A 26,469-nucleotide genomic window follows, 5' to 3' on the forward strand; every position below is an offset into this window, starting at 1 on the left:
GGTGAAGCTGACGTGGTTTGAATTTGATTTTCGAAGAGTATTAATCGACTTTAGTAAAATTAAGCATAAGAGAGCTAATTAAAACAGATACTGAACTAAAGGCCATGGCCAATCCTGCAAGTTCTGGATTGAGTACCAAACCAAGAACAGAAAACACTCCTGCTGCAATCGGAATACCAATGAGGTTATAGATAGAAGCCCAGAAAAGATTGAGTAGAATACGATTAAAGGTCTTCTTACTCATATCAAAAGCACGTGCCAATCCTAGTAAATTGTTGGTTGTAAGGACAAGATCTGCTGATTCAATGGCAATATCTGTCCCAGAGCCCATGGCAATTCCGACATCAGCCACACTGAGGGCTGGCGCATCATTGATCCCATCTCCAACAAAGGCCAATTTGCCATTCTTTTGAAGCTTGTGAATTTCGTGTGCCTTTTCCTCTGGCAAGACATTTGCAATCACTTCTTCGATCCCAATTTGCTCTGCAATCGCATGGGCTACTCCAGCATTATCTCCAGTAAGCATGACCGTTCTAAGGCCACGTTTTTTCAATTTGGCAATAGCTTCTTTGGCATTTTCCTTAGGGACATCCTGCAAGGCAATTAAGCCTTTTAACTGACCATCTACGGATAGGAAGACAACTGTTTTTGCTTCTTTCTCAAGCAAATCAAATCGTTCTTGATAATCATGTGGAATAGCAAGATCATCTAAGAGTTTGGCATTCCCCAGCAAGACTTGTTTACCATTAATATCCCCAGTCACACCTTTTCCATGTAAGGCTTGGAAGTTTTCAACAGGGTAAAGGCTAATTCCTAGTTCAGATGCACGATTAACAATAGCTTGAGCTAGCGGGTGTTGGGATACATCTTCCAGTGAAGCAGCCAAACTTAGCACTTCTCTTTCATCACCAATAACATCTGTTACCACTGGCTTCCCTTCGGTCAAGGTTCCTGTCTTATCAAAAACAACTGTTTGGACTTTTTGGATTTCCTGTAAAACTGTACCATTTTTGAGAAGAATCCCCATCTTGGCACTTCGTCCTGTTCCAACCATGAGTGCTGTCGGTGTCGCGAGTCCTAGTGCACAAGGACAGGCAATTATCAAAACTGCTACTCCATAGAGGAGCGACGTCACAAAGCTTTCTCCTAAGAAAACAAACCAGATCCAAAAAGTAAGAAGTCCTAAAATGACAACTGCTGGTACAAAAATCCCAGAAATCTTGTCTGTCAAATCTTGAATAGGAGCACGACTCGTTTGCGCTTTTTTCACAAAGTCCACAATCTGAGCCAGCATAGTCTCAGAACCAACTTTTTCAGCTCTAAAGATGATCGTACCACTATTATTGATGGTTGAACCAATGACAGCATCTCCAACTGATTTATCGACTGGAATACTTTCCCCAGTCACCATTGATTCATCAATACTCGTTTCACCTTCTAAGACAATCCCATCAACAGCTATTTTTTCACCTGGTCGAACGCGAATGAGATCCCCAACTTTGACTTGTTCTAGAGGTATTTGAACATAAACATCATCACGCAAAACCTCTGCTGTTTTTGCTTGTAGGTCTAATAATTTTTCGACTGCCTGCGAAGTATTTTTTCGCATTTTTTCCTCAAAAACTGCTCCCAAAAGAATGAAGAAGAGGATAAATGCAGCACTTTCAAAGTAAACGGGCAGACCAGTGAAGAGGGCAACTAAGCTATAGAAATAGGCCACTAGGGTTCCCAGAGCAACCAAGGTATCCATGTTGGAATTGTGCTTTTTAAAACTAGCCCAGGCGCTTCTGATATATGGAACTCCAGCTACCAGCATAATGGGTGTTGTGGCTAAAAAGGTGCCCCAACGCATGACTTGGTGACTAATTCCTCCTGTAGACATCCCAATCATGAGAATCACAAGAGGCACAGTAAAGATACTAGTAATCCAAAAACGCTGAAAAAGACTGAGAGACTTTTTAGTTTTTTCAACAACGGTGTAGGTCCCCTTTTGCATCTTCATGCCGCATGAAAATTCATGCTCGCCCAAGTCTTGAGGCGTAAAGCGAATGACTTTTTCCTCGTCTTGAGCGATTGGTTCTAGAATCCCTTCTTCTTCGAAGAGAACTTCTTTATAACAGTTTGATGGTGTCACACGATGAAAGGTAATCTCAGCAGGAATCCCTTTTTGCAGTTGAATGTGGGCTGGATGGTAGCCTTTGTCTGCCGTGATACGAATTTTTTGCACACCATTTTCAAGGCTTGCTTTTACAATTTCAGTCATATTCTTCTCCTATTCTACAATCATCTTACCGTGCATCATGTTCATGCCACAAGAGAAACCATACTCACCTGCTTCTTCAGGTGTGATTTCAACCACATATTGGTCTCCCATAGGCAGATCTGCATGCACTCCAAAGTCTGGAAAAACGATTTGATCCAAGCAAGGTGAAGGATCTTTTCGATCAAAAATAATGCGAGCAGGTTGAGATTTTTTGAGGATAATGGTTCCTGGAGTGTAGCCCCCCATGACTTCCACTCGAATTTCCTGATAGCCATTTTTTTGCTGGGCTCTCTTAGCATCTTCTTGCGGTTTTTTGAAAAACCAAAAGAGGATAAAAGCAATCATTCCTAAAACAACAATAGATACAAATAGATTTAACATAGCGTCTCCTTCACATACAATTACATTTTACTTCTGTTACAGCACTTGCTTTTTTCTTTGAAATCACTTCTTCCAAGCCTTCCAAGTCAGCTAGGGTAAAGTCACATTCTTCAATCAAATCAGCTAGCAAGAGCTTTATTCTTCGAGAACAAAGCTTGTCTTTGATATCCTGGACAAGTAACTTCCTACTATCTTCCTGCGTCAAAAGAGCTGAATAAGTAAAGGACTTGCCCTGCTTTTCCCGAGTCAAACATTCTTTTTCCACCAAACGAGCCAAGAGTGTCTGGATCGTGGATTTGGACCAACTGAACCTTTTCTCTAATACTTTTATGAGATCAGTACTAGTCTGTTCTCCCTGCATCCAGATAATCTTCATGACCTGCCATTCTGCATCCGAAATCTGCATCAGCACACCTCCAAAATCTACATTTGTCAATTACAAGTATCAGTATACTCTTAAAATCTACATTTGTCAACTATGAAAAATCAAATCTTTCTCTTTTTTTAATCTTCATGACAAAAGTGTTTAAAACACAAGTAAAAACCTCCACGTCAAGTGGAGGCAATCTTTTTATCAATACAATTTTAAGTCACGAGGGTCAACTGGGAAGGTTGGGTTGTATGGGTTATGACGAAGTTTAAAGTGTTTAACATCTTCAATAGTCTGAGTTCCAGACAATTGCATGACTGTCTTCAATTCCGCATTCAAGTGTTCAAAGACTTGACGCACACCGACACTACCGCCGAGAGCCAAGCCATAGATAACAGGGCGACCAATAGCTACCAAGTCTGCTCCTGAAGCCAAGGCTTTAAAGACGTGTTGACCACGACGAACACCTGAGTCAAAGACAATTGGCACACGTTTGTCAACTGCTTCTGCTACTTCTTGAAGTGAGTCAAAGGCAGCTGGTCCACCGTCGATTTGACGGCCACCGTGGTTGGTTACCCAGATACCAGAAGCTCCCGCAGCAAGCGAACGTTCAACATCCTCACGGCATTGTGGTCCCTTAACATAAACAGGAAGTCCTGAGTATTCAGCGATGAATTCTACATCTCGTGGAGACAGGCGTTGTTTAGCTGATTTGTAGACGAAGTCCATTGACTTACCAGCACCTTCAGGTAGGTATTCTTCTACGATTGGCATACCAACTGGGAATACAAAGCCATTACGCTTGTCCACCTCACGATTGCCCCCTACAGTAGCATCTGCTGTCAAGACAATCGCTTTATACCCTTCAGCCTTCACACGGTCCATGATATGGCGGTTGATACCGTCATCCTTACTAAAGTAAAATTGGAACCAGTGAGGTGTCCCTTGAAGAGCTTCTGTAATTTCTGGAAGATCTACAGTAGAGTAAGAGCTGGTTGTATAAAGAGAACCAAACTCATGTACACCACGCGCAGTAGCTACTTCACCTTGTTCATTTGCCAATTTATGAGCCGCAACAGGCGCCATAATGATTGGTGAAGACAATTTTTCACCTGCAAATTCAATCTCTGTACTTGGATTTTCAACATCGCAAAGAGTATGCGGAACAATGAGTTTGTGGTTAAAGGCACGGATGTTCTCGCGTAAAGTGAAAGTATCTTCTGCTCCACTAGCGATATAACCAAAGGCAGCTTTAGGAATGACTTGTTGCGCCATTGGCTCCAAATCATAGGTATTGATGAAATCTACATGACCTTCTGCATTACTTGTTTTAAATGACATAAAATTTCCTCCTTAATAAGTAAGCGCTTACTTTGTATGTTACAAAAACATCTTAACTCTTTTTTCAAAACTTTTCAAATATTTTGTTTGGAAATTTCAGAAATTTTATGTCTATGATAAAAAATCCTTATAACGGCAATAAAAAATACATATTATCCAAAGCTCTCTTTTAATGCTACAATAACTGTATCATTTTCCTAGATGGGAGGTTCTACTTTTGGATTGGTCCATTGTTGAACAATATCTACCACTCTATCAAAAGGCATTCTTTCTGACCTTGCATATTGCAGTTTGGGGAATTCTAGGTTCTTTTTTGCTGGGGCTCATCGTCAGTGTCATCCGGCATTACCGCCTTCCTGTTTTCTCCCAGTTGGCAACAGCCTATATCGAACTTTCACGAAATACACCCCTTTTGATACAACTTTTCTTTCTCTACTTCGGCCTACCTAGAATAGGGATTGTTCTTTCTTCAGAAGTCTGTGCAACAGTCGGGCTCATCTTCTTAGGTGGTTCCTACATGGCAGAATCCTTCCGAAGCGGGCTAGAAGCAGTCAGTCAAACCCAGCATGAAATTGGTTTAGCCATTGGGCTTACTCCATTTCAGGTTTTTCGCTACGTGGTTCTTCCACAAGCGACAGCGGTTGCTCTACCATCCTTTAGTGCCAATGTTATTTTCCTCATCAAGGAAACATCTGTCTTTTCGGCAGTCGCCCTTGCTGACCTTATGTATGTTGCTAAGGATTTGATTGGACTCTACTATGAGACAGATATCGCACTAGCCATGTTGGTGGTTGCTTACCTTATCATGCTTCTACCTATTTCACTAGTCTTTAGTTGGATAGAAAGGAGGCTCCGTCATGCAGGATTCGGGAATGCAAGTACTCTTTCAGGGAAATAATCTCCTGAGAATTTTACAGGGATTGGGCGTCACGATTGGGATTTCAATCCTGTCTGTCTTCTTATCCATGATTTTCGGAACGGTGATGGGAATTATCATGACTTCTCATTCTAGAGTGATTCGCTTCTTGACACGCTTATATCTAGAATTTATCCGGATTATGCCTCAGCTAGTGCTTCTCTTCATCGTTTACTTTGGTTTGGCTCGAAACTTTAATATCAATATCTCAGGTGAGACTTCTGCTATTATCGTTTTTACCCTGTGGGGTACAGCTGAGATGGGAGACTTGGTTCGTGGAGCTATCACTTCCCTCCCTAAGCATCAGTTTGAGAGCGGACAAGCGCTTGGTTTAACTAAAGTGCAACTCTACTACCATATCATCATCCCGCAAGTCTTGAGAAGATTACTTCCACAAGCCATCAACCTTGTCACTCGGATGATTAAAACGACTTCCTTGGTTGTTTTGATTGGAGTTGTTGAGGTTACCAAGGTTGGACAACAAATTATCGATAGCAATCGTTTGACGATCCCAACAGCTTCCTTTTGGATTTATGGAACCATCCTAGTCTTGTATTTCGCGGTTTGCTTCCCTATTTCCAAACTATCTACTCACTTAGAAAAACATTGGAGGAATTAAATGTCTGAAACTATTTTAGAAATCAAGGAACTAAAAAAATCCTTCGGAGACAATCCTATCCTCCAAGGACTTTCTCTAGATATCAAAAAGGGAGAAGTTGTCGTCATCCTAGGACCATCTGGTTGTGGGAAAAGTACCCTACTTCGCTGTCTCAATGGATTAGAAACTATCCAAGGCGGAGATATCCTGCTGGATGGTCAATCCATCGTTGAAAATAAAAAAGATTTTCACCTAGTTCGTCAAAAGATTGGTATGGTCTTTCAAAGTTACGAACTCTTTCCTCACTTAGATGTCCTTCAAAACCTTATCTTAGGCCCTATCAAGGCTCAAGGACGCGACAAGAAAGAAGTAACACAAGAAGCCTTACAGTTACTAGAACGTGTAGGATTGTTGGATAAACAACATAGCTTTGCTCGCCAATTATCCGGCGGACAAAAACAACGGGTTGCTATCGTTCGTGCCCTTCTCATGCATCCAGAAATCATTCTTTTTGACGAGGTGACGGCTTCACTGGATCCAGAAATGGTGCGTGAGGTTCTGGAACTTATCAATGACTTGGCTCAAGAAGGGCGTACCATGATTCTGGTAACCCATGAAATGCAGTTTGCCCAAGCCATTGCGGACCGCATCATCTTCCTCGACCAAGGGAAGATTGCCGAAGAAGGAACTGCTCAAGAATTCTTCACAAATCCACAAACCAAACGAGCACAAGAATTTTTAAACGTCTTTGACTTTAGCCAGTTTGGCTCATATCTATAATCAATAAAGGAGATTATTATGAAACTACTTAAACCAATTCTAACTGTTTTTGCTCTAGCATTTGCGCTTATCTTTGTCACAGCTTGTAGTTCAGGCGGAAGCTCTGATGCTTCATCTACGAAGGCAACTGCCAAAGCTCGCACCATTGATGAAATTAAGAAAAGTGGGGAACTTCGAATCGCAGTATTTGGAGATAAGAAACCGTTTGGTTATGTTGACAACGACGGTTCTTACCAAGGTTACGATATCGAACTTGGTAACCAATTAGCACAAGACCTTGGTGTCAAACCGAAATATGTATCAGTGGATGCAGCTAACCGTGCTGAATACTTGATTTCAAATAAAGTTGATATCACCCTTGCCAACTTCACAGTTACTGATGAACGTAAGAAACAAGTTGACTTTGCCCTTCCTTACATGAAAGTTTCTCTCGGTGTTGTGTCACCAAAAGATAAAGTCATCAAGGACGTTAAAGAACTTGAAGGTAAAACCTTGATCGTTACAAAAGGAACCACTGCTGAAACTTACTTTGAGAAAAATCACCCAGAAGTAAAACTTCAAAAATACGACCAATATAGCGATGCCTACCAAGCCCTTCTTGACGGACGTGGAGATGCCTTCTCTACTGACAATACTGAAGTCCTAGCTTGGGCACTTGAAAACAAGGGATTTGAAGTAGGAATTACCTCTCTAGGTAACCCAGATACTATTGCACCAGCAGTTCAAAAAGGTAACCAAGAACTACTTGACTACATTAACCAAGAAATCGAAAAATTAGGTAAAGAAAACTTCTTCCATAAGGCTTACGAAAAAACACTTCACCCAACCTACGGTGATGCTGCTAAAGCAGATGACCTGGTTGTTGAAGGTGGAAAAGTTGACTAACATCCAATGAAATCACAAAAAGAAATCAGGTAATCCTAGCGACTACCTGATTTTTATATACCTTAAGCATTTTGCCAATTTTCTTGGTCTTCTTTAAAGCGTTTTAGGAGGTCGAGTCCTTCTGGTGTGATATAGCCTTCTTCTTGAGCTATGTGAATGAGCTCGCTGTAGTTTGAGAGGGTTACTAGTTTGACACCAGCATCCGCAAAGTTCTTATCTGCTTTTGGCAATTGATAGCTGAAGATAGCCACAACTCCAAGAACATCAGCTCCTTCACGTTTAGCAGCTGCTACGGCTTCAAGAACTGAACCGCCAGTTGAAATCAAATCTTCGACAACGACCATCTTTTGTCCTTGAGCTACACGGCCTTCGATTTGATTTCCAGCACCATGGTCTTTTGGTTTGCTACGGATATAGGCAAATGGCAAGTTCATCTTGTCAGCGATGATGGCACCATGAGGAATACCTGCAGTCGCTGTTCCTGCAATCACTTCTACTTCTGGGAATTCTGCCTTAATAGCTTCCACAAAACCATTTTCAATCAAGCTACGAGTATCTGGATAAGCAAGCGTCACACGGTTGTCCGTATAAATCGGTGATTTGATACCAGATGCCCAAGTGAAAGGTTCTTCTGGTTTGAGGTAAACGGCTTGAATTTTCAATAGATGGCTGGCAATGTCTTTAGCAAGTGTCATGGTCTACTCCTTTTGTTTTTATAATCTATTTCTTTAATTTCAGTCTTGGTTCCACTCATCCTTGATAGCATGATAAGCTGCAACTGGATCAGTGGCTTGAGTAATCGGGCGACCGACAACGATGTAGTCACTACCAATTTGATAAGCATCTGCTGGCGTCATGACTCGTTTTTGATCTCCAACTGCAGCCCCTGCCGGTCGAATACCCGGTGTCAGGCAGATAAAGTCTTGGTTGGTAGCTTCTTTGATAAGCTTGACTTCCTGAGCTGAACAAACCACACCATCTAATCCAGCTTCAGCAGTTTTCTTGGCATAATGAATGACCGATTCTTGAAGACTGGTTTGAATATTTTGAAAGTCTCTCATTTGTTCTTCAGAAGTTGAAGTCAACTGGGTAACAGCAATCAATTTTGCTTCTTTTCCAAGACCTTCACGCGCAGCCTTCATCATCTCCACACCACCTGCGGCATGAACATTGGTCATGTCAACACCCAGATGAGACAAAACCTTCATGGCTGACTTAACCGTATTGGGAATATCATGAAGTTTGAGATCCAGAAAGACACTGTGACCTAAGTCTTTCAAATAAGAAACAATCTCCGGACCTGTGGCGTAATAGAGCTCCATACCTACCTTTAGATAGAGGCTCTCTTCAGCTGGAAAAAGAGCTAAAAATTTCTTGACTGCCTCAAAACTTGGAAAATCAAGAGCAATAACTGGACGAGATTCGCGCATACTTTTCTCCTTTTACCTTTGTTCGCAAGAGAGTATGAAAAAAGGAACCTGCCTACAGCAAGGTTCCACGAAAAATGGGTAGTCTCCACCCTTTCACCGTCTAACCTTAGCTGCCTCTCTGGACTGCTTTAAAGGTTTTTTACTATTCTATTATTTAAAGCGATACTTGTCAAGTAAAAACCAGCGATTGAACTTGTAGAAAACAGGACTCATCATCAAGTCAATAGAGGCATCTCAAACTTAACGACTCTGTGATTGTTGGGTTGTTTGATTTTGAGTTTGTGTGTGATTCTGAGTTTGATTCCCTTGCTCTTCTTGTTTTTTCTTTTCTTCTTCCTGCTTCTTCTTTTCCTCTTCTTTAGCTTTGATTCTTGCTTCTTCTAAAGCCTTATCCGTCAAGCTATAACTATAGATCCCAACTTCCATATCAATACCGCTTGGCACTGTTAATTGAGGTTTAATCTTGCTATAGTAAGGCAATTTTTTACCTAGTTCTGATAAAGGAACCAAAACCTCATCCGTATCATACATGGTAATCTTGAGAAGATCGCTGGTTACACTAGTTGGAGCCAATTCAATCGTTTTGATAGCTTGCTTAATCTCTGGGCTGACTTCAGCCAGTTGTTCAATCAAGGTTTTGACTTGCTGCTCATCGTTAAAGAGTACGGACATATAGGTTTCAGGAAGACTGACTAGACTAACTGGACTGGTTTCCACCGTCCCACTAGAAAGAATCGGATAATGGTCCTCTCCAGAAACATAATAGGCTACAATCCCGTATTCCTTGACCTGGATGGTAAAATTGGTCGGAAATTGATAGCGAATGCTAGCAGATTCAATCCAGTGATTGGACTTAATCATCTCAGCATGTTTATCTTTATTGAGAAGCAGATCAAAGGTATAGTCACTATCACGAATCCCTGAAGCCTCTTTGATTTGGTCTGCATTGGTCTCTACCGTACCAGTAATCTCTATGTTTTTCAGAGTTGAGTAAGGCGTCAAAAGATAGATGGAAAAGATCAAGACAAGCAAACTTGGGATTAGAATCGTAACAGCACGCCAGATATGAACACTTGGAATAGAAGGCTTGGCCATCTTTTTCTTAGACTTAGATCTCTTTTCTTCTACTTTTGTTTCATTAGATGTTTCTTCAGATTTTTCATCCTCTTCTTCTACTTGTTCTGTCTCAGTAGTTTCCTCCTCATTCTCAGGAGAGGACTGGTCTTCTGCACTCTCCTTCTGCTCTTCAGGATTAGAATCTGAGGTCTCTTCTGCCTCAGTATCTTCAGATAAGTCTGACTCTTGTTCTTCCTTGGTCTCTTCTTCAGCCTTTTTGCGCAGATATTCACGGTTCTGCTTCTGCCACTCTGATAAAGTGGTTTCTTCTTCCAAAGTTTTTGCAACTTCTTTTTTATTGGTATCTGCTTGGGCCTTTTCTTTGGCTAGTTGGGCCTCTTCTTCAGCTTTTTTTTGAAGATATTCTTGATTTCGTTTTTGCCACTCTGACAATTCCTTGCTTTGAGTTGGCTCTTGTTTCTTATCCTTTGACATCGATTTTCCTTATGATAGATCTTTTTTTAGTAGCGCATAAAAATCCGCCACAGATTTTAATTCATGAGAATTCTTCATCGTGCTCTGGTAGTCTTCTTTGTGAGTCAAAAGCTTGCTTACTTTTTCTTCTAAAGTAGACAAGGTCAAATCGCTCTCTTGCAACTCCTCAGCATAGCCTTTCTTCACGAAATAAGCTGCATTTTCAATCTGGTCTCCACGACTAGCTTCACGCCCCAGTGGCACAATGACATGCAATTTAGCCATAGCAAGGAGTTCAAAGATGGTATTGGCACCACCACGAGTAATGACCACATCAGCCAGATTCATGAGTGGTTGATAGAGTTCCGTCGCATAGTCAACACGGTAGAGGTTTGAACTTAGTTCATTTAAACTAGCATCTCCTGTCAGGTTGATGATATTATAGCGACTGGTCAACTCCTCCTTGTGGTCTGTGACTAATTGGTTAAAGACACGCGCACCAGCAGAACCTCCGACGAAAAGAAGAGTTGGTAACTTGTCGTTGAAAGAAGTTCGGATATCCACCATTTCTTCAGGTTCTTCCATAACTGGACCAGAAACCTTGGTCACGGCTCCTACATGCTCTACCTTAGTGAGGCTAGACGCTTGCTCAAAAGTAGAGTACATTTTAGTCGCAAATTTATAGGCGATTTTATTGGCCAATCCCATAGAGAGGTCAGACTCGTGGATAAAGACTGGTACTCTGCATACTCGCGCTGCAATAACAGGCGGAACAGATACAAATCCACCCTTAGAAAAGAGGGCTTGTGGACGAACTCGAAGCATAATATAGAGCGATTGAAGAATTCCAAAAGCAACCTTAAAGACATCAACCATGTTTTGCCATGAGAAATAACGACGTAATTTCCCAGTTGCAATCGAATGGAAGGTGACGTCCAAACCTGACTTGAGGATTTCATGATGCTCAATTCCGTTCTTATCACCAATATAGTGGACTTCCCAGCCATCTTCGATGAACTTAGGCATTAACAAAAGGTTGAGGGTAACGTGTCCAACCGTTCCCCCACCTGTAAATACTATTTTTTTCATATTATCCCTTTAACTCCGCTACAGTGTCGATGAAAAGATCTCCACGTACTTCAAAGTTAGCATACATATCCCAGCTGGCATTGGCAGGACTGAGGAGAACAACGTCTCCCTCTTCCGCAAGTTCAGAAGCCTTACGAGTCGCATCTGCAATATCAGTCGCGTCGACATAAGCCACACTAGCTTTATCCGCTGCACGTTTGACACGTTCTGCAGATTGACCGAGGATGACCATGTTCTTAAGTCCAGTAATATCTGGAACCAATTCGTCAAATTCATTCCCACGGTCCAAACCACCAGCAATCAAGATAACCTTGCTATTGTCAAATCCAGACAAGGCTTTTTGAGTTGCCAAGATATTTGTTGACTTACTATCGTTGTAGAATTTCACACCCTTGATTTCATCTACGAATTGGAGACGGTGTTTAACTCCACCAAAGGCTGACAAGGTTTCCTTAATCGTTTCATTGTCAACACCACGAAGTTTAGCAACGGCAATGGTTGCAAGAGCATTTTCCACATTATGGCTACCTGGAACACCGATTTCATCAGCTGCCATGACTTTTTCACCACGGAAGTAGAGTTGACCATCTTCAAGATAAGCTCCGTCAACCTTTTCAAGTGTTGAGAATGGTACTACAGTTGCATTTGTTTTTTTCGCAAGTTCTTTAGACAATTCCTGGTTGAAGTTCAAAACTAGGTAATCAGCCGCTGTCATATTGCTTTGAATATTCCACTTGGCTTCGACGTAGGCTTCAAAAGAACCGTGATAGTCAATATGGGTTGGCATCAGGTTAGTGATAACAGCAATTTCAGGATGGAATTCCTGGATTCCCATTAGTTGGAAAGAGGAAAGTTCCATGACAAGCGTGTCCTTATCTGTCGCAGTTTGAGCCACTTGACTAGCAGGATAACCGATGTTCCCTGATAAAAGTCCATTTTGCCCCGCAGCAGTCAGAACTTCTCCAATCATAGTGGTGGTCGTTGTCTTCCCATTTGAACCTGTAATACCGACGATTGGAGCTTCTGAGATCAAGTAGGCTAACTCAACTTCAGTTAGGACTGGAATGCCTTTTTCTAGTGCTTTTTCAATCATAGGATTGCTATAAGGGATTCCTGGATTCTTCACCATGAGAGCAAAATCTTCATCCAATAATTCCAAAGGATGTCCACCAGTGACAACCTTGATACCCTCTTCTAAAAGGCTCTGAGCTGCTGGATTTTCCTCAAAAGGCTTGCCATCATTCACTGTCACAATGGCACCTAGCTTGTCCAAAAGACGAGCTGCAGATTCACCAGATTTTGCCAATCCTAGGACTAATACTTTCTTATTTTCAAATTGATCAATTCGTTTCATATCTAGAACTCCATTTCTACTCTTACTATTTTACCATTTTTATGAAAATAAAAAAGCCACAAAGGGCTTTCTTATTTGTTTTTGTCCTCGACCAACTATTCTACAGACTTGAGGGCTTCAAGCATATCCACCTTTCGGAGATAATGATTGACAAAAAATCCTAGAATGGTCAAAATGACACTAACAGCTAGAATTGGAATGAGATACACTTCCCAGCCGACCTTTGGTTGAAAACGGAAGGTTCCAGGTGCGATCATCTGAATGAGAAATTGATGGAGATAAAAGCCTGATACCAATCCTACAATCATTCCAATTAGTGACAGTATGATGGTCTCCCGATAGATGTAAAGGGTCACTTCTTTGTTATGAAAACCAAGAACCTTGATGGTTGAGAGTTCCCTAATCCGTTCAGCAACATTGATATTGGTCAAATTATAGAGAATCACAATAGCCAGTAGCACCGATACCAGCACCAAAATCGCCATGGTATGATTCAAAGAATTGGCAAAACTTTCAAAGAGCTGAATGGTGGAGGCATTTTGAACGAGGCCACTGACAGCCGCCTGGTCCATAAATTCTCCTGCAACTCTCTCGGTATTGACTTCACTTTTATCCTTTAGTTGGACTAGATAGGTATTCATCTTAGGAGTTTGACCATAAATTTTCTCATAGGTCGCCTGATTCATATAGACAAAATGGCCTACATAGTGCTCGGTAATAGCACCTACTTTAAAGGTTTTCCCATCGATTGTAAAGTTGTCACCAACAGAAACTCCAGCTAACTGGGCTAATTTTTCTGTCAAGACAACTCCGTTAGACAAGCCCAGTTTTTCCCCATTTTTTTCTAGGAGGACAAAGGGAGCTAGGTCATCTTGATCCGTTACCATCATGGTCACGGTCTGAACGCCAGCCTTACCGGCATAGTCTTCCTCAATCTGTTTGGAAGAAATTAAACGATAGTTTTCAACTTCATCACTTTTCAGTTTTTCCTCTAGCTTAGCCTTGTCAGAATCAGAAGCTCGAGAATTGACAGAGAGAACCATCTGGTATTGTTGCAGATCCTTAAACTGCCTGTCTGCCACGCCAACCACAGAGGATTGAATCCCAAGCCCTGCAAAGAGGAGGGCTACTGAACCAGCAACTCCAAAAATGGTCATCAGCATACGCTGCTTATAACGGAAAATGTTGCGGGCTGTCACTTTCTGAGTAAAACTCAAGCGTGACCAGATAAAGGTTATGCGCTCCAAGAGAATTTTAGAACCCTTGACTGGTGGCTTAGGTAGTAATAATTGCGCTGCTTCTTCATGCAACTCTCTGCGAGATACAAGGTAGGCAGGTAGGACACTAGCCACTAAGCTTAGACCCAGAGCTAAGCAACTATAGGTCCAGTAGAAATACTGCTGACTCTCTCCAACAATCATTCGCTCAGTGATAATATGAGAGATTGTAGGTGCCAAGACGTAATGCCCAAGCAAGATTCCTAGAAGGGTTCCAAGAGTTCCAGCAACCAGGCCGTAAATCACAAACTTAGCAATGATATCCTTGCTATGGTATCCTAGAGCTTTGAAAATCCCTGCATTGGTTCTTTCCTCGTCTACAAATCGTGTCATGGTGGTAAAGGTAACCATGGCTGCAACGGCATAGAGAACAACTGGAAAGATATTCCCTACGGCACGAATACTCATAGCCGAGTTACTATACATGAGGTAACCTTGACCAGTAGGAGAACTCTTGCGATTGTAGACATGATAGGTTGGCTCTGTTAGAGCATTGACCTCATCCTGGCTAGCCTGCCATTTATCCTTTTCGCTCGCCAGATTCGTTTCAGCTTGGCTTAGCTTTTCCTTTTCTTGCTTTAGTTGTTCTTTTGCTTCTCCTAACTGACTAGATGCTTGACTTTTTTGTGGTTCTGGTAGTTGGCTCACTTGATTTTCTTGAGCTTGTAGACGCGTTTCGATTTCCTGTAGGCGTTTCTTGCCAGCTGTCAAGTTGGTCTCTGCCTCGTCTAATTGTTTCTTGCCCTCATCAAGGGACTCTTGAGCCTCCTTCTTCATTTTCTCTAGTCGCGCTTGTCCATTATCAGCAACTAGTTCCTTGAGAGTTGCCTCTTCTTCCTCTTGCTTCTTTTCGTAATCGCTTGAAAAAGGATTGACATCTGTTAAACTAGCAAAACGCAGACGGGCAATCGTGTATACAGGACTATTAAAGTTGTCGCTAGTTACGACACCATAGGCTGCTAGATTCCCATTACCACTGGCTGAACTCCCCATATCCGTTTTTGAGAAAATATCTGGAGAGTGGACAAAGCCTGTAATGGTATAGCTATCCCGCTTCAACTGAGAATTGCTGCCTTTCTTTTGACTCAACTGAATGACTTGCCCAATTTGATAACGATCTTTCCAAAAATCCGCTAGAGCCAATTCATCTTCTTTTTCAGGCAAACGCCCTTCCGTTACTTGAAATTTTGAAATCTTTTCAGTATTTGAAAAGATTCGTATGGCATCTTCACTATTTGCCAGAGTCAAATCTGTCATATAACCAAACTCAACATCTGCTCCCGTATTGTTTTGCAATTCTTCCTGGTCTGCCTGATCTAGACCATAATCTGCTATCACGGTCATATCTGCCGCATTAGTTTCTTTCAGATAACCCCAAGCTGTTCGCTCCATATTAGGACTAGCAACCTTGAGACCAACCACGGCTAAAGAACCTAACATCATCAGAGTTAGGATGGATAAAAACCGTCCCTTTGAACCTGTGAAAGACTGGAGCAGGTCTTTCCAATATGTCTTTCTTTTCATCTCAATACTCCAAATCATCAATATCCTGTGGTTGAGGATTGAGGACAACACTCTTGACACTGGCATCATGCATCTGAATCACCCGATCAGCTATAGGAGCTAGGGAGGCATTATGGGTCACAATGATAACGGTAGCCCCCTTCTTACGTGACATATCTTGAAGAATCTTTAGAACCTGCTTACCCGTCTGGTAATCCAAAGCTCCCGTTGGTTCATCACAAAGGAGAATTTTGGGATTTTTAGCCACAGCTCGAGCAATGGATACCCGTTGTTGCTCACCACCTGACAACTGAGCTGGAAAATTATTAAGACGATGACCTAAACCTACGTCCTTGAGAACCTGCTCAGGATCCAAAGCATCAGCAACAATTTCTGAAGCTAGCTCAACATTTTCCTTGGCAGTCAAGTTAGAAACCAAGTTATAAAATTGAAAAACAAAGCCCACGTCATCTCTACGATAGTTAGTTCTCTGATGGGATGTATAGTCAGAAATGTTAGTCCCATCAACCCAGACTTGCCCTTCATCGTTTGTATCCATACCACCTAGAATATTTAAAACTGTTGACTTCCCTGCACCAGATGACCCAAGGATAATGACTAGTTCTCCCTTTTCAATCTCGAAGTTGACATCTCGATTGGCCACGATTTCCGTATCTCCAGTATGATACCTCTTATAGCTGTTTTTCATTTCAATATAAGCCATCCTATCTCCTCCTCTTCTATCCCTATTTTCATCTTTATTATAACTCTTTTAATAGCAAAAAAGCCATCTAATGATGACTTTTTTTGGCTCATATTTTGAGAGTCTTCTGATATTCGTTTTCCCTCGTTTTTTATAGCTAACAATAATTCGGATGTTCTTTCTTATTGTTGTTTGCATGAAGTAGTTATCAAGTGGAAATATGAAAACTAACACCTATTTAACATACTCTTTTTTCGTGAACTTCCCCAGCTTTCGATAAATAGAATTCCCAATAGCAAAAGAATTATCGTGCAAGGCAGTAAGACTAGCCCCGTACCCCAATTTAGATTGACATTATCAATCTGCTTAGGTAATCTTCCAGACAAAATCTCCACTGAACGCAAGTAAGTAAAGGGAATCAGATGCGCAATCCTTTGAAGAGGCTGAATGGTTTGGATACCAAACAATAAGCCAACAATTCCAATGAGTGAAAGAAAGAGGATGGGCATTTTTTGCTTGAAAAAGTATGCAATCAAGTAGACGACTTCCACAATAACGATAAAAGCTAAGAAAGCTAAGAGCAAGCTAGGAAATAGCACATCTTGTATCTTCCCAATAGTTACCTCTTGATTGGTTAAGTTATAAATCGGGTAGGGATAATCTAACTGTCCAAAACCGCTTATCAGACTTCCCACTAGAAAAGAAAATCCACAGATTCCGATACACAGCACGGTCACATAGCTCACCCCAACTCCAAGAGAAGACATTGCAAATGCCACTTTTGAAAAAGGATATAACTGAGCTGTGTCCAGATGATTTTGATATCTTTCTGCAAAAAGTTGTGTTAGCATAAAAATAATAGCAACCACAAACAAGCTTGGGATGATAAGCTCTAAAATCCAGACAATCTGATCAATCCCGTGGGTCGGATAAACTAAATTGTGGGCTTTTATGTTCAAGGGATATAGGGCTTGGTAAGTCTTTCGTTCGCGGTCAACCGCCATTTTAAAGTCAGAGCTAGAAGTCGGTTGCTTCGATACAATTTCATAACTCTTTTCCTCAGCTTGCCACTGCAAATAGTAGGCTTCTTCCCAGCGTCCTTCTTTTAACAAAGCCAGAATTTCTTTCTTTTGAGTCAAAAGATTTTTTTGCAATTCTAAATTACTTTCAGCAATCTGGTATTCCTCCGAGCTGGTGTCAGATATTTGGGAGAGTTTCTCTTCATATCCATTGATGACTCTCTCACGGTCTACAAGACTAGTTTCCAACTCTCTCTCCAAGCTGACGGAGTTTGCAGTCTGACTATTAAAATAAAAGGTAACACCGAGTCCAGATACAAATAAAGCTAAGATAATCCAGTTTAAGCGACTTTTGAAAACTTTTTTCAATAAAAATAGACTAACATCTTTCATAAACTAAACCTCTTCTATCTGCCCCTGATGAATGGTTACTACTCTATCGCAGACATCAACCAACTCTTCCTTATAGTGGGAACTTAAAAGAACCAGCTGTTCTTGTCTATCGATTTGTGCTAGCCTATCAAAAAACTTCTGTCGATAATACTCGTCTAAGCCATTTGTAATCTCATCCATAAGCCAGCATTTCGCCTGACTGAGGAAATACATGGCAATCACCAATCGTTGCTTCATGCCTAAGGAATACTTGCGAATGGGAAGACTGATATAGTCAGACATTTCCCAGTAATCAATTTCATCCCCCAAGTTCAGCCCTGACTTCCAGATGTTTTTGATAAGGCGAAGGTAGTCCATCCCACTTAAGTTTCCATCCAGCCATTCAACACTTTCATAATAAAATAAAGAAGGAGGGACTGTAATATTTCCACTACTTATGGGAATTAAGTTGCTAATGGCGCGGAACAGTGTCGTCTTTCCAGATCCATTGATAGCAAGAACTCCATAAATCCTGCCTTTTTTAAAGGTGAAATCTACATCTTGTAAGATAACTTGTCGCGTTTTTAAGGTAACATGAGTAAGCCTTAACATATCAAACCCTCCTTTTTCTCACTCTTTAACGATTAAAAGTCTCCGCTGTAGTAGTTTATGAACTCATAACGATAGAAATTCCAGCCAGAACCTACTTTATACTTCATAACGATATCGCTACCATATGTTAATATAGATACGTCTGTGGTAATTCATACTAGACTTATAGTAGGTATTCCAATAATACCGATAACTTTTAGTGACTGTCACAACAGATACACTGGATTGAAAAGACCAATTCATAACAAACTAGCTAATAACACGACTTTGACTGACTTTTCATATTTTTCATTGCATTTATATCATTAGCGTTGAAAACACTTTCATTATATCGTTTTTCTCATTTTTATGCAACAGTTCCCCATTGGTTTTAATAATATATAACACTTAGAAGTTATATGAAAGTTCTAAATTGAAGTTAGCTAATAATACTTTCTTTAACTAAAATTGTTTAACTAGCTTAGAGGTAATATGAGATGTGATTTCATTTGACAAAATGGCTTAGGCTAAGACTAGCCTTGATTTAGCTGACTAAATATTTTCAAGGGAACCTGTTGTCAATTGAAAGGTAATTAAGGCGACGTTGACGCGGTTTGAAGAGATTTTCGAAGAGTATTATACTTTTTTGTTGTTCACTACAGTTGACAAAGAGCCAAAAAAGCGGACAAGACCAGCCTCTGTAAATCAGAAAACTAGTTTTGTCCGCTTTTTATTGTCGAGATTAGTCTCTTAGTCCAATCTCTATGACTTAGATGCTTTTACATCATCTTATTCGTCTTCTTTTTTCTTTCCCATTGCAAAGAGACCAATAAGTGCTCCTACAACACCTGCTGTTGCAAGGGTTGCATTTTCCTTAGTACCTGTTTCAGGGAGGATATTTTGACGACTTGCAGGCGCTTGGTAGGTCTTGTCTTGTGACATAGCAAGAGCTACTTGTGACTGCTCATCTCTGTATGCTGGTGTTTCACCTGTAGTTGGGGCTGAACCATTCACACGTCCAGTAAATTCTGGTACTTGGTGACTAGTTCCTTCTCCACCAGGAACGCCACCTTCAAAGTGTGGAACTTGGTGGGTAGTTCCTTCTGAACCATTTACATGACCAGTGAACTCAGGTACTTCATGAACAGCTGCTTCTGCCCCATTGACACCACCTGTAAATTCTGGAACCTCTACTACTGGTGCTGGCTCATCACCTGCTGTGCCAATGACTCCTGGGTACTCTGGGACTTCATGAACAGCTGCTTCTGCTCCATTGACACCGCCTGTAAATTCTGGAACCTCATGGATAGCTGGATCTGTTTTACCAGATACTTCTTTCTTAGTTCCGACTAAGACAATCTCATCTTGTGGTGCTTCAATAGTCTCGCGAAGTTTTTCAGTACGGCTTCCATCTAGTGCTACTTCAGTCAGGATACGTTCTTTACCTTCACGACCTGCTTGAGTTACACGCGTTTCACCTTCTGCTAGAGTTGGATCTTCTTTCTTCACTGTCTTGAAGCTGAGAGCTTCTTCTACCACTTCTAGGCTAGGAATCTCTTCCTGAACAGCTGGGGCAACTTTTCCAGTTTCAACCTTTTCTTTGGTCAATTGGATACGGTATTCCTTGATGTGTTTACCACTTTCTGAAACGAGACGTACCAAGACTGGAAGTTTATCGTCCCCACTATCGACAACTGTTGCCGCTACGTTTTCACCAGCTTCAACTGTCACTTTAGGACGGTTTCCACTATAGGTTACTTGGTAATCCACACGAGCTTCAGAGAAGTCAGCAAGCTCTTTACCATCTACTAGAAGTTTAGAAGCTGTATTGTCTTTTGGTGCTTCACTTGGTGCGATAAAGGCCATTTCAGTGATAGCCACACCCTTCTTGTCTGCTTTTCTGTCCATGCGCCATCTCATAGCTTTAGCTTTGACTGGTGCAAAGGTTACATGGATGTCAGTTCCTGCTTGAACCTCTTGATCCGTACGGTATTCAACTTTCTCCCAGTTAGAAGGAGTGTTGAATGGATGTTCTGGATCGTATGGTTGGTAGTTAGAGTAATATTCTGGTGAATCAAATTCTGGTCCCACATAGCGTTCTAGGACGAGTTTAGAAGGGGCGTCTGTTCCACCATCTGCAAAGAAGCGAATGCTTCCTTCCGCTACTGTACGTTCAACAATCTTACCATTTTCTCTGAAGATAACCCCTACTGAAACTTCTGGATTTTCAGATGGAGTTGGAGACCAGTTGGTCCAACGACGGGTTTCATCATCTGAACCATCGTTAACATAATCTACACGGTCATGAGAGTTTGGATCAATATCGTTAGTTGCTGAGGCAAATGAACGGTTGCTATCATCATCGAAGTCTGGGTTGTCTGAAAGATTTTCTCCGAGTTTGTCTGTTACACGAACAGCCACTTCAGCAGTTAAATCAGTACCCAAAACGCGACCATGAACTGTAAATTCACCTGCTTTTGTTAGATTCTCTGCTGGGACTGCTTCCCAGTCAACAGCCAAGTCTTTGACTTCATAGTCAGATTTTCCTGTGAAGTAAACAGGAACTTTTGCTGGTAGCTCAAGAGTTTGTCCTTTAGCAACCAAGCGAGATGATTTGGCAACAGCAACAGGTTTACTTGCGAGCAAATCTTTATCATTTGTGAAGTGTAGGCGGTATTCACCTAGGATATCTCCGTTTTCAGCCTTGACAACAACACGAACTGGATCTCCTTCACCTACGCTTGGTACAACTGTTGCAATACCATTTTCAGTGACACTTGCTGTAACAGCTGGAGCTTTTCCTTGGCTTGCTTCTAGATAGTAGTCAGTCAAGCCTGGGTTAAAGTTTGGCAAATCTTTTCCATCTACTTGGATTTTTGCTTGAGCATTCTTAGCTGCAGCTACTTGTTTAGAGAAGATTTGCATTTCTGTAATAGAAGTACCCCATTTACCATCTGGTCTAACCATGCGGATACGAACTGCGTAAGTGTTGACTTTATCAAAGCTAAAGTGGGTCATTTCTCCAGCTCTGACTTGATCTGGAGCCTTGAGATTTGTTACTTCTTTCCAGTTTTTATCGTCATTAAAGACATGGTCTTCGCGTGCTACGAAGCTTGGATTCTTAGGAACTGTTGGAGTTTCTGAACCGACATAGTATTCTATGACATAGGATTTAGGTGCACCAACACCGTGGTCTTCGTGGAAGGCTACATTGAGGTTATCCACTGAACGTTTAGACATGATACCAGAGTCACCAAAGAGAATTCCTACGGATGCTTCACTTGTACGGTTCCAGTTTGTCCAGCGGTTTGCTGGTTGATTGTTATAAGAAATCAATTTGTCATTGACATTGGCTACTGAGTCACTTGGATTTGAGTCTGATGCAAAGGCAAGTGGCAATTCTGAACCAGTCCACTGGTCAGAAATATTAGCACCAGTTTCTGTCTGAGCAGACACACGAACATGAAGTTTAGTTGGTAGTTGAGTACCTTCGACATGTCCTGTCACAGTAAACTTGCCTTCTTGTGCGTATTGGCTTGGTTCAATTGCGTCCCAAGTTACTTTAGCTGAAGAGACTTGGCCATTTGAGTGGTAAGTACGAACGCTCTCTGGTAGTTGAGGAGCTTCTGCAACTGGAGTAGTTACGCTCACTTCTTCGACAGCAATGATACCTTCGACAGATACCTTAGCATGAGCTTCTTTCTCGATTCCTTCAACTTTACCTAGGACTTCAAAACTATGGTATTTAGCAAGGTCTTCCTTAGCAACTGCTTGCCAAGTCACCTTGTGAACCTTCGGAAATCCTTTGTCATACTCTACAGTTACAGTAGCAGGTAGACTTGGTTCTTGGTTCAAACCTGTCACGACACTAACTGGACGGATGGCTTGGACGACTTTATCTTCAGTATTTGCTTGAATGTTCAAGTCAATCTGGCCTTCTGCTCCTTCAAATTGAGCTTTCAGAGTTACTTGACCAGGTTTGTGCAATTCAAGCATACCTTTACGAACGGCTACATCTCCTTCACCTGTAGTTGAGAAGCTAACCTTGTCAGCCTTCAAGACTGCTTGAGTACCATCTTGATAGTGAGCCAAGACCTTGATACCGACTGTTTGGTCCTCTTTCAAAGTAGCTGCATTTTCAACTTCTAGGATCAAACGTTCAATTTGTGGAGCTTCTTGTAGGAATTGGATAGCATAGGTTTGTAGTGGGCCACCATCGTTTGGTTGAACATGGATGCTTGCACGCATACCATTTGCTTCATTAGCTTGAATAACTGTCACTTGAGCATTTTCAGCTGTAGCTTTGACCTCTGGCAAGGCTGCTCCATAAGCAAGCTTGTGGTATTTTACAGGTTGGTCAGTTGAAAGACCTTCAACCGCTTGATCTGCTACAGTTACACTTGGAACTACTGGATTAGCAGCTTCCCCTTCTGCAACTACCAAGGTCGCAGCGATTTCTTCATCTTCTAAAATACCTTTTGCTGGGATGCGAGAGCCTGGGATTGCTAGTTTAGCTTGGTCTTCAGCTGCAATTTCCCACTTATTAACATCATAGCTTGCTACAGTACCATCTGATAATACGTAGGAAACAGATTTGTCAACTGAATTTAGGTCTGTATTTGGAGCGATTCTCTTGACTACAGGTAATTCTGCTTCGAGAGCCAAGACTTCAACACGCGCTTCGACGTCTCGTCCATCTGCTACTCCCTTAACAGTCACAATTCCTGGTTCATTGACATCAACTGCTGACCATTCTACTGGAAGTTTTGTACGGCTACCATCACTGTAGATAAATGCAACCTTCTTAGGCATTTTTGGTGCTTGCCCGATAACAGTACGGACTTTAGCAACTTCTGTACCCAAAACTGTTTTTTCAGCTTGGTCTTTCTTACCTGTAAAGATAGTAGTTTGATCAGATTTCAAGAGATCAGAATGAGCAGTCAAGGTAAATTTACCAGCTTGCTCAGTTGATTTGACAATGACAACACCCTTACCATTGAAGGCCTTACGAACCCATGAACCGTCAGCTTGCTCTTTATAACGTTCACGGCTTGCTTGTTCACCGTTATCCACACCGACAATCTGACCTTGTCCATGCAACTGGAAGCGAACAAGATTATTGGCTGTAGGAACTACGTTACCTTTACTGTCAACAATTTCGTAATAGATATAAGTAAGGTCTTTTCCGTCAGCTGCGATAGCATTTTCTTCTTTGACTAGGCGAACACCTGCAGGCTCACCAGCAGTCGTAACCTTATCACGAGCGATTTCATTACCAGCCTCATCGCGAGCTACTGCTTCCAAGGTTCCAGGTTGATAAGCAACCTTCCACTCAAGGTAAAGTTCCTTGGCATTGGCACCTTCTTGGTAAGTACGGCCATCACTAGTTTGTTTCTTGTTAAAGGTTTTCTTACCTAGAGATTCACCGTTCAAGAACAGTTCCACACTGGCAGCATTTGAAAATGCACGAACAGGAATCTTACCATCTGCGTCCGCTACATTTGCTTTCAGAGTAGGATCTTCCCAATTCCAGTGAGGAAGGAGGTGAACCATTGGTTTCTTCTGAGCAGAAACCCATTGGCTTTGGTACAAGTAATAGTCATTCTTAGGAATTCCAGCTGTATCTACGATACCAAAGTAAGAACTCTTAACTGGTGTGTTGTTTTGGTTGTGCCATGGAGTAGGCTCGCCGATATAGTCGGTACCTGTCCAGATAAACTGACCAGCATAACCAGCATTGTCACGGTCAAAAGTCCATGATGCAGTGGCTGTTTTACCCCAACCAACACGGTCATTACCATAGTCTGATTGCTCATAATGACGGTAAGCTTGGTTGCTATGAACTAGCTCACTTTCTGGACGGAAATAGCTACCACGAGTACGAGTTGCAGAAGAAGTTTCTGAACCGTAAATCAACCAATTTGGATGCTTCGCACGAAGCTTCTTGTAATTGTCTTCTGAATAGTTAAATCCAACCGCATCAAGTTCATTTGCAATCTTTTCATGATCACCACTACCATCACCAAAGCGGAACTTATCTGCTCCCATAGTAACATAGCGTGTTTTATCAACTGCCTTGATCACTTGCACCAAGCGTTTTACAGTCGCTAGAGAACGAGCCTTACCGTCTGCTTCACCGATTTCATTACCGATAGACCACATGACGATAGCAGGGTTGTTCTTGCCTCTCTCGACCATTGTACGTAGGTCAAAGTCAGACCATTTTTCACCTTTTTTAGCATCTGGGTGAGTGGCGTCTTTGTCAAAGAAACGTCCGTAGTCATACTGTTTCTTCCCACTGTACCAAGTATCGAAGGCTTCTTCTTGCACCAACAAACCAAGCTCGGCAGCGATCTGCAAGGTCTGCTCACTAGCTGGGTTGTGGGTTGTACGGATAGAGTTCACACCCATATCCTTCATTTGTTTCAGACGACGGTATTCTGCCTTATAATTTTCTTCAGCCCCTAGAGCTCCGTGGTCATGGTGAAGAGAAACTCCATGGAATTTAATGCGTTCACCATTCAAAGAGAATCCTTCATTTGGTGTCCAGTTATAGTAACGGTAACCAAACAAGTCCTTCTTAGCATCTACCAATTGACCATCACGATAAACACGAGTCACCAACTCATAAAGGGCAGGCTTGTCGTTAAGAACTGTCCAAAGTTTTGGTTTCTCAACTTGCAAAATAGCATTTAGACTAGTTGATTGATGAGCTTTCAAGACTTGTCTATCTGTACGAACCACGTCCGTTACAGCCTGACCATTTCGTTCGATAATTTGGTATTCAGCAACAATTTCATGATCTTTGTCATCTGTATTGACAATCTTACTTGTTACATGAGTATCAACCTTACCATTTTGTTGTTTTTCAAGGTCTGGTGTTAAGATAGTTGTTCCATTTTTCTCAGCATGAACCTTATCTGTGACTTGAAGGGTAACATCCCGGTAAATACCACTTCCTGAGTACCAACGGCTACTTGGTTGTTTATTAACCGCATGTACAGCTACGACATTTTCACGACCGTCTTTATTGAGATAATCAGTGATGTCATAAGAGAATTGGTTATAACCATTTGGATAGTGACCAACTAGCTGGCCGTTTACATAGACTTGCGAATCCATATAAACTCCGTCAAAGACCAGGCGAACATTCTTATTAAGGTCTTTTTCATCTAGTTTAAAGGTCTTGCGATACCAAGCATCACCACCATTGAGTTGTCCACCCTCATTTTGGGCAGGAGAATCATGATCGAAGTCATTGTAGATACTCCAGTCATGAGGAAGGTCTAATTTCTTCCAGCTTGATACATCTGCATCTGGTTTGATGGCGTCTTTGGCATTAGCATTGAGTTTAAAATGCCAGTTTTGGTTAAATTCTACTTTACGGTCCTCAACCAATTGATTTACCTCCTCACTGGTAGCCGGTTTTAGGTCCGGTTTTTCCGTTTGAGAAGATTGGTCTTGAGTAATTGCTTGAGGTTTCTTATCTAAGATGGAATCCTCTTTTTTATCAGAATCTGATTGTACAGTTTGATCGTCCTGTGCTTTTTCAGCTTCATGAACTGGAGTAGCAACTTTACTTGCAACTGATTCGATTGATGCTGGCTGTTCTGGACTTCTTGTTTCGCCAAGGTCCTCTTTATGAGACTCATCCCCTACTTTTTCTGTAGCAACTGCAATTGGAGTTTCATCAGCTGAAACTGAGCTTGCACTAGCCACACTTGCTCCAAATAAGACTGAGCAAGTACCGATGACTACAGAGCAAGTTCCAACGGTAAATTTTCGGATACTATACACTCTTTTTCGATTCCATTGATCTTTTCCCATAAGATCCTCCTTATATTCGTAACCGCTTCCATTTTTGTGTAAGCGCTCTACTTTTTCAGTAGTATTTTGCTTCTATTTTATAAAATAATATAAGAAACTTCAATACTGCCAGCATAAAAATCATACTTTTGATTCTTTTTTCTATAATTTGTAGAAAAGTTTAAAAATCTGAATGTACATTTAGTAAATGATTTTATTAAAAAAGGCGGTGGGACAGAAATCGATAGACAAAGTCTCGAT

At 41.5% G+C, this 26,469-nt stretch carries 18 protein-coding genes and 2 pseudogenes; 4 read left to right on the plus strand and 16 right to left on the minus strand.

The window, feature by feature from the left end; all coding sequences use genetic code 11:
* Nucleotides 1-40 precede the first annotated feature (40 nt).
* From ADH31_RS05970 to lctO, 4 genes are all read right to left on the minus strand, one after another.
* Complete coding sequence (locus ADH31_RS05970) at nt 41-2,263, minus strand: heavy metal translocating P-type ATPase (RefSeq protein WP_049509553.1); 2,223 nt, start codon at nt 2,261-2,263, stop codon at nt 41-43.
* Nucleotides 2,264-2,272: 9 nt separating this feature from the next.
* A complete protein-coding gene (locus ADH31_RS05975; RefSeq protein ID WP_004252344.1) occupies nt 2,273-2,644 on the minus strand; it encodes a cupredoxin domain-containing protein in 372 nt (123 codons plus the stop codon).
* Nucleotides 2,645-2,654: 10 nt separating this feature from the next.
* A complete protein-coding gene (locus ADH31_RS05980; protein WP_049509555.1) occupies nt 2,655-3,050 on the minus strand; it encodes a CopY/TcrY family copper transport repressor in 396 nt (131 codons plus the stop codon).
* A 168-nt stretch (nt 3,051-3,218) separates the two neighbouring features.
* Entirely contained in the window at nt 3,219-4,355 is a 1,137-nt protein-coding gene (gene lctO / locus ADH31_RS05985; protein ID WP_049509556.1) for an L-lactate oxidase, read from the minus strand.
* A gap of 217 nt (nt 4,356-4,572) precedes the next feature.
* On the opposite strand from lctO, the gene ADH31_RS05990 reads away from it, so the two are divergent.
* The 4 genes from ADH31_RS05990 to ADH31_RS06005 are packed head-to-tail and all read left to right on the plus strand — an operon-like array spanning nt 4,573 to nt 7,534.
* On the plus strand, nt 4,573-5,253 hold the full coding sequence (locus tag ADH31_RS05990; RefSeq protein ID WP_000384100.1) for an amino acid ABC transporter permease: 681 nt from the start codon (nt 4,573-4,575) through the stop codon (nt 5,251-5,253).
* Entirely contained in the window at nt 5,213-5,890 is a 678-nt protein-coding gene (locus tag ADH31_RS05995) for an amino acid ABC transporter permease (RefSeq protein WP_049509559.1), read from the plus strand. Before ADH31_RS05990 ends, ADH31_RS05995 begins: the two co-directional genes overlap by 41 nt.
* On the plus strand, nt 5,891-6,649 hold the full coding sequence (locus tag ADH31_RS06000; RefSeq protein ID WP_000005002.1) for an amino acid ABC transporter ATP-binding protein: 759 nt from the start codon (nt 5,891-5,893) through the stop codon (nt 6,647-6,649).
* Nucleotides 6,650-6,667: 18 nt separating this feature from the next.
* Complete coding sequence (locus tag ADH31_RS06005; RefSeq protein ID WP_000771284.1) at nt 6,668-7,534, plus strand: cysteine ABC transporter substrate-binding protein; 867 nt, start codon at nt 6,668-6,670, stop codon at nt 7,532-7,534.
* A gap of 62 nt (nt 7,535-7,596) precedes the next feature.
* Here ADH31_RS06005 and pyrE read toward each other — a convergent pair whose 3' ends face one another.
* The 12 genes and pseudogenes from pyrE to ADH31_RS10380 all read right to left on the minus strand — a co-directional run.
* Complete coding sequence (pyrE, locus tag ADH31_RS06010) at nt 7,597-8,229, minus strand: orotate phosphoribosyltransferase (RefSeq protein WP_000170886.1); 633 nt, start codon at nt 8,227-8,229, stop codon at nt 7,597-7,599.
* 39 nt (nt 8,230-8,268) lie between these two features.
* The gene (gene pyrF, locus ADH31_RS06015; RefSeq protein ID WP_001209285.1) at nt 8,269-8,964 is read right to left on the minus strand and encodes an orotidine-5'-phosphate decarboxylase; all 696 of its coding nucleotides are present in this window, start codon (nt 8,962-8,964) and stop codon (nt 8,269-8,271) included.
* Between the two features lie 240 nt (nt 8,965-9,204).
* Entirely contained in the window at nt 9,205-10,515 is a 1,311-nt protein-coding gene (locus ADH31_RS06020; RefSeq protein ID WP_000031182.1) for a cell division protein FtsQ/DivIB, read from the minus strand.
* A 9-nt stretch (nt 10,516-10,524) separates the two neighbouring features.
* On the minus strand, nt 10,525-11,583 hold the full coding sequence (locus tag ADH31_RS06025) for a UDP-N-acetylglucosamine--N-acetylmuramyl-(pentapeptide) pyrophosphoryl-undecaprenol N-acetylglucosamine transferase (protein ID WP_049509561.1): 1,059 nt from the start codon (nt 11,581-11,583) through the stop codon (nt 10,525-10,527).
* A gap of 1 nt (nt 11,584) precedes the next feature.
* A complete protein-coding gene (gene murD, locus ADH31_RS06030) occupies nt 11,585-12,937 on the minus strand; it encodes a UDP-N-acetylmuramoyl-L-alanine--D-glutamate ligase (protein ID WP_049509563.1) in 1,353 nt (450 codons plus the stop codon).
* A 95-nt stretch (nt 12,938-13,032) separates the two neighbouring features.
* Complete coding sequence (locus tag ADH31_RS06035) at nt 13,033-15,738, minus strand: ABC transporter permease (RefSeq protein ID WP_049509565.1); 2,706 nt, start codon at nt 15,736-15,738, stop codon at nt 13,033-13,035.
* A gap of 1 nt (nt 15,739) precedes the next feature.
* A complete protein-coding gene (locus tag ADH31_RS06040; protein WP_049509567.1) occupies nt 15,740-16,441 on the minus strand; it encodes an ABC transporter ATP-binding protein in 702 nt (233 codons plus the stop codon).
* Nucleotides 16,442-16,647: 206 nt separating this feature from the next.
* On the minus strand, nt 16,648-17,832 hold the full coding sequence (locus tag ADH31_RS06045; protein WP_049509568.1) for an ABC transporter permease: 1,185 nt from the start codon (nt 17,830-17,832) through the stop codon (nt 16,648-16,650).
* A gap of 3 nt (nt 17,833-17,835) precedes the next feature.
* Nucleotides 17,836-18,423 carry an ABC transporter ATP-binding protein gene (locus tag ADH31_RS06050; RefSeq protein WP_049509570.1) on the minus strand — a complete coding sequence of 196 codons (588 nt, stop codon included), beginning with the start codon at nt 18,421-18,423 and terminating at the stop codon, nt 17,836-17,838.
* Nucleotides 18,424-19,191: 768 nt separating this feature from the next.
* Complete coding sequence (locus tag ADH31_RS10375; protein ID WP_414716739.1) at nt 19,192-19,761, minus strand: SIALI-17 repeat-containing surface protein; 570 nt, start codon at nt 19,759-19,761, stop codon at nt 19,192-19,194.
* Nucleotides 19,737-25,854: pseudogene (gene bgaA, locus ADH31_RS06060) on the minus strand (LPXTG-anchored adhesin/beta-galactosidase BgaA); the annotation flags it as partial. The pseudogene bgaA and the gene ADH31_RS10375, both read right to left, overlap by 25 nt.
* A gap of 224 nt (nt 25,855-26,078) precedes the next feature.
* Nucleotides 26,079-26,229 (minus strand): annotated as a pseudogene (locus ADH31_RS10380) (YSIRK-type signal peptide-containing protein); the annotation flags it as partial.
* Nucleotides 26,230-26,469: the final 240 nt, after the last annotated feature.

Origin of the sequence: Streptococcus pseudopneumoniae (assembly GCF_001072375.1) — a bacterium.
Lineage (GTDB): Bacteria > Bacillota > Bacilli > Lactobacillales > Streptococcaceae > Streptococcus > Streptococcus pseudopneumoniae_L.